This window comes from Mesorhizobium sp. M0184 (assembly GCF_040322215.1).
Taxonomy (GTDB): Bacteria; Pseudomonadota; Alphaproteobacteria; order Rhizobiales; family Rhizobiaceae; genus Mesorhizobium.
The window spans coordinates 1-622 of record NZ_JAMYSZ010000114.1 but is presented as its reverse complement, the minus strand read 5'-3'; the positions used below and the strand labels follow the sequence as shown (position 1 = coordinate 622).

General features: G+C 66.2%; 1 protein-coding gene. It reads left to right on the top strand.

Annotated elements, in window-relative coordinates; genetic code table 11:
- Positions 1-622 (top strand): IS256 family transposase (locus NKJ23_RS34550; RefSeq protein WP_352685204.1); only part of this gene is annotated, 622 nt, incomplete at both ends.

The window sequence follows — 622 nt, the reverse complement described above, 5'->3', positions numbered from 1 at the left end:
GACGCGGGTCGGGGTGCTGGAGCTTCGCGTTCCGCAGGATCGGGCTGGCCGGTTCTCGACGGAGTTGTTTGAGCGCTACCAGCGTTCGGAGAAGGCATTGGTGTCGGCGCTGGTCGAGATGTACGTGCAGGGCGTCTCGACCCGCAAGGTGAAGGCGGTGACGGAGGAATTGTGCGGCCACTCTTTCTCGGCCTCGACGGTGAGCGAGGCGACGATGCGGCTGGATGAGGCGCTCAAGGCGTTCTTCACGCAGCGGCTCGAGGAAAGCTATCCGTATCTCATTTTGGACGCGCGCTACGAGCGGGCTCGCGAGGCGGGCGTGATCGCCAGCCAGGCGGTGCTGGTGGCGATCGGCGTGGATTGGGAGGGCCGGCGCCAGGTTCTGGGCGTGGAGCTGGCCAACCGGGAGAGCCATTCGAGCTGGCGCGAGTTCGTGACGGGGCTCAAGAATCGCGGGCTCGCCGGCGTCGAGTTCGTCGTCTCCGACGACCATCCGGGGCTCAGGGCGGCAATCCGCGAAGTGCTGCCCGAAGCGGTCTGGCAGCGCTGCTACGTGCACTTCCTCAGAAACGCGCTCGACTACGTGCCGCGCAAGGTCGACGACGATTGCCTGATGGAGCTC